This window comes from uncultured Enorma sp., assembly GCA_905210055.1.
Lineage (GTDB): Bacteria > Actinomycetota > Coriobacteriia > Coriobacteriales > Coriobacteriaceae > Enorma.
The window spans coordinates 1-4,449 of record CAJLVH010000150.1 but is presented as its reverse complement, the minus strand read 5'-3'; the positions used below and the strand labels follow the sequence as shown (position 1 = coordinate 4,449).

The 4,449-nt window shown below is 64.8% G+C and carries 4 protein-coding genes; all 4 read left to right on the top strand.

The window, feature by feature from the left end; genetic code table 11:
- On the top strand, positions 1-284 hold a 284-nt coding region (locus QZ079_RS08255; RefSeq protein WP_297037395.1), incomplete at its 5' end, for a TOBE domain-containing protein.
- Positions 285-449: 165 nt separating this feature from the next.
- On the top strand, positions 450-1,442 hold the full coding sequence (locus tag QZ079_RS08250; protein WP_297037393.1) for a hypothetical protein: 993 nt from the start codon (positions 450-452) through the stop codon (positions 1,440-1,442).
- A 103-nt stretch (positions 1,443-1,545) separates the two neighbouring features.
- The gene (locus QZ079_RS08245; RefSeq protein WP_297037391.1) at positions 1,546-2,388 is read left to right on the top strand and encodes a PHP domain-containing protein; all 843 of its coding nucleotides are present in this window, start codon (positions 1,546-1,548) and stop codon (positions 2,386-2,388) included.
- Positions 2,389-3,048: 660 nt separating this feature from the next.
- Positions 3,049-4,449: dihydroxy-acid dehydratase (locus QZ079_RS08240; protein ID WP_297037389.1), on the top strand; the 1,401-nt coding region annotated here is incomplete at its 3' end.

Below are 4,449 nucleotides of genomic sequence, written 5' to 3'. Positions count from 1 at the left end.
TGGCCGGTACGGTGGTGCCGGCGGGCAACGTGGTGGCCATCCGTCCCGAGACCATCGGCATCACGACCGAGCGCCCCGCCGAGGCCGACGGCTGCTACGTGGTCAAGGGCATGGTCGTGGACAGTGTGCCGCGCGGCAACGTGCTGCGCTACACCGTGCGCGTGGGCGCCACCGTGCTGCGTGTGGATGCGCTTTTCCGCAGCTTCCACATGTTCAATACCGGTGATGACGTGTTCCTGACCATTCCCGAGCACGATTGCCTGGTCATTCCCGCCGCGGCGTAGCGCTGCGTGCGGAGACGCTCCTTCCAGACGCGCGGGCGGCGGTGTGTGCGCACGTGTTGGCGCATGCGTCGCTGCTCGCGCAGCGCATTTGGGAGCATTTTGCCAGGGCTTACCTCTATCACGTACTACCTGCTTGCCTGCAGGTGTCTCAGCTAAGGATGAACCATGACGCATTTTGCCGATCAGACAGGGCTGCCGGAGGGGCTGCCTCGCTATAAGGGGAACCTGCACAGCCACACGGTCAACTCCGATGGACGCTGGACGCCCGAGCAGTCGGTAGCCGAGCACCGGTCGCACGGCTACCAATTCCTCTGCCTTTCCGATCACGATCTGTTTACCGATTATTCCGGTGCTTTTGATACGGAGGACTTCATCATCTTGCCCGGCATAGAGGCTTCGGCGGTCCTGGTATCCGATGACGGCAAAGACGCGCGCCTGGCCACGCACCATATTCACGGCATCTTGGGTACGGACGAGATGGTTGCTGCTGCACCGCGCCGGTTTGCGCACAGGGAGCGGCTGGAGCCGGTGATATGCCGAGGCGGCTGGGATGGCCGCGCCGTGGCGCAGCAGGTGGTGGACGATTTGGCCGCGCATGGCTGCGCTGTGATGTACAACCATCCTATCTGGAGCCGCGTAGACCCGGCGGACGTCGTGGGGCTCGAGGGCTGCTTTGCCATCGAGGTACACAACTTCGGCACGGTGGAGGAGTGCGCGCTCGGGCACGATACGCTGTTCTGGGATCTTATGCTGCGTCGTGGGCAACGGTTGGGCGGCGTGGCATCGGACGATAACCACAATGCGTCTGATCTGCCCGATTCCTTTGGCGGCTGGGTGATGGTCGCTGCTCCCGAGCTCACGCGCGATGCGGTGGTGCGCGCGCTTGTAGAGGGGGCGTTCTATGCGTCGAGCGGCCCTTCGATTGAAAACTGGGGCGTACGCGACGGACGCGCCTGGGTAGCGTGCAGTCCTTGCGAACGCGTGAGCCTTATTGCAGGAGGTCCGGTGGGAGTGGGCGAGACGCGCCGCTCCGCTGGCGGCCCGCTCTTGGATTATGCTGAGTTCGAGTTGCACGGTACCGAGACGTACCTGCGCTTTGAGTGCGTGGACGCGACGGGCCATGCGGCGTGGAGCAATCCGCTGTATCCTGAAGCGTAGCACGGTTCCGCGCGACCCGTTTCCGTATCGCTCTCCGAGCGGGGCGAGACTTAGAAAGGGAGCGGGCGATTCCGGAAGACTGATAGAGAAAGCGAGACCGAGCATGATCGAGCCTTTGCCTGCCCGTTCTATCGTCGACACGCACATTCATACGCGGTTCTCGGACGGCGTCGGTACGTTTATGGAGAACGCGGCTGCTGCGGTTGCGGCGGGATGCCGCGTGATGGTCTCGACCGACCACCTTACGCTGCCGCGCATAATGGACCCAGGCGAGGAGGTCCAGGTGCCCGAGGCGCGCCTTGCCGAGCACCGTGCGGCGTTCGAGGCAGCTGCAGCTGAGTATCCTGAGCTTGAGTACATCTATGGCTTCGAGTGCGATTGGTACGATGGCTGCGAGGAGAACATCCGCCGCTGGAGTGCGGGCGCGCTCGTGCGCTTGGGGTCGGTGCATTGGCTGGGGCCCATCGAGGGCGGTGACTGGATCGACGATTCGACCGACCGGCGCATTTGGGAGGAGTTGGGCCCGGACGAGGTTTGGCGGCGCTATGCAGAGACCTGGTGCCGCGCGTGCGAGTGCCCGCTCTTCGACACGATGGCGCACCCGGATCTCGCCATGCGCTTTGTGAACGACGGCTTCGCGCCCACGATCGACCTCGCGCCGCTCTGGGACGAGATGGTGGCCTGTGCACACGACACCGGCAAGCGCGTGGAGCTTTCCACGGCGGGGTGGCGAAAGGGCGTGGGCGATTATTTCCCGGCCAGGGGCTTGCTCAAGCGATTCTGCCACGCGGGCGTGCCCATCACCGTTGGCTCCGACGGCCATGTGCCGGGCGACCTGTGCTGGGGAATCGAGCGGGCGTACGACCATGCGGCGTCGGTTGGCTATCGTACCGTTGAGGTGCCGCGCGCGGACGGCTCGTGGGAGCAGATGGAAATCGTGGCGTAGCGCGGCGTGTTGCCGGGTAGGGCGTTGTTGGACGGCGTGCTGCGGTATCGTTGCGACATCAGAGGGCTCGGGCGCGTTTTTCGGATGTAGGCTCGATGGTTTGCCCCTATCTGCGTAAAGCGCGTCCGAAGATTGATCGAGAGAGGTGCGCGGGCGATCGGGCGTCTCGTTCGCGCTGCCGATGGGAGTACTTCGCTTGTGCTGTTGATCGGAGCGTTCCGTTTGCGCCCCTGATAGATACTTTCGCCGAATAAAGTGTTTCCAGTACGTTTCTCTTCCAAATGATAGAGTGGCGCGGCTGCCCAGCGCGCGATACTTGGCAAACTCAGCAAATGCGATGACAGGGCGAGTACCGGCCGGACGTGCCACAGCGAGCGGGGATGCGTGAGAACCCGCGGCGACTGGTTGGGAACACCCCCTCGAGCAGTGCAGCTGAACGCGTGCCTGCGCCGGGCGATCCCCCGCGCGATAGGCTCGTCAGTACGCCGCGCCGGCGCCCCCGTTACGGGCATCGAGTAGGGTTGGGTGGCAGGCGAGAGCCCCGACGGGCAACCGTCCAAGCGACCGCGCGGAAATCGCCGCACCCACGCCATGACCTCGCATTTCCTGAATATCACCAACCGTTTGGCCGCGCGTCGGCGTAAAGGGAAGCGAGGGTGTATGGAACTCAGAAGCGATGCCGTGAAGAAGGGGCTGGCTCGTGCGCCGCACCGCAGCCTGCTCAAGGCAGATGGCCTTACCGACGAGGAGCTTGAGCGCCCGCTCGTCGCCGTGGTCTCCGCGCAGAACGAAGTTATCCCGGGACACCTCCACCTCCAACAGATCGCCGATGCCGTGAAGGCGGGCGTTCGTATGGCGGGCGGCACGCCGCTGCAGATCAACACCATCGGCGTATGCGACGGCATCGCCATGAACCATGAGGGCATGCACTACAGCTTGGTCTCGCGCGAGGTCATCGCAGATTCTGTTGAGTGCGCCATCCAGGGTCACCAGTTCGATGCGATGGTCCTCATCCCCTCCTGCGACAAGATCGTCCCCGGCATGCTCATCGCCGCGGCGCGTCTGAATATCCCCACCATGCTGGTCTCCGGCGGGCCCATGCTCGCCGGACATGATAAGTGCGGAAAGCAAACGGATCTGAACACGCTTTTCGACGCCGTGGGCCAGGTCACTGCGGGCACCATGACCGAGGAGGAGTGCGCGTGGCTCGAGAACACCGCCTGCCCCACGTGCGGCAGCTGCTCGGGCATGTTCACCGCAAACTCGATCTGCTGTCTGGCCGAGGCACTCGGCTTGGCGCTTCCCGGTAATGGCACCGTGCCTGCCGTGTATTCCGAGCGCATCCGCCTCGCCAAGCAGACCGGCATGCAGGTAATGGATCTGGTCGAGAAGGGTATCACGGCGCTCGACATCCTGAACGAGGCCTCCATCTACAACGGCATGGTGCTCGACATGGCTTTCGGCGGCTCCACGAACACGATGCTCCACCTCACGGCCATCGCACACGCAGCGGGCTGCCCCGTGACCATGCAGGATTGGGATGAGGTGTCCGCGCGCACACCGAACATCGTGCGCATCGCGCCGGCGGGTCCCCTGCACATCGAAGACCTCAACGCCGTGGGCGGCATTCCCGCGATCCTGGGCGTGCTGGGGCGCGCGGGGCTTCTGCGCGGCGACGCGCTCACCTGCCATGGCACCGTGGCAGACTGGGTGGCGGAGTGCCCGCAGGCCGATGGCGAGATCGTGCGCGAGGTGGCAAACGCCTACAGCGCGCAGGGTGGTCTCAAGGTCATGCAGGGCAACCTCGCGCCCGATTGCGGCGTGGTGAAGAAGAGCGCCTGCGACCCCGCCATGTACGTGCACTCCGGTCCCGCGCGCGTGTTCGATAGCGAGGAAGCCGCGTGCGAGGCCATCTTCGGTGGCGCGATCAACCCCGGTGACGTGGTGGTAATTCGCTACGAAGGCCCTGCTGGAGGCCCCGGCATGCGCGAGATGCTCACGCCCACCTCGGCCATCTGCGGCATGGGGCTCGCGAGCTCCGTGGCGCTCATCACCGACGGC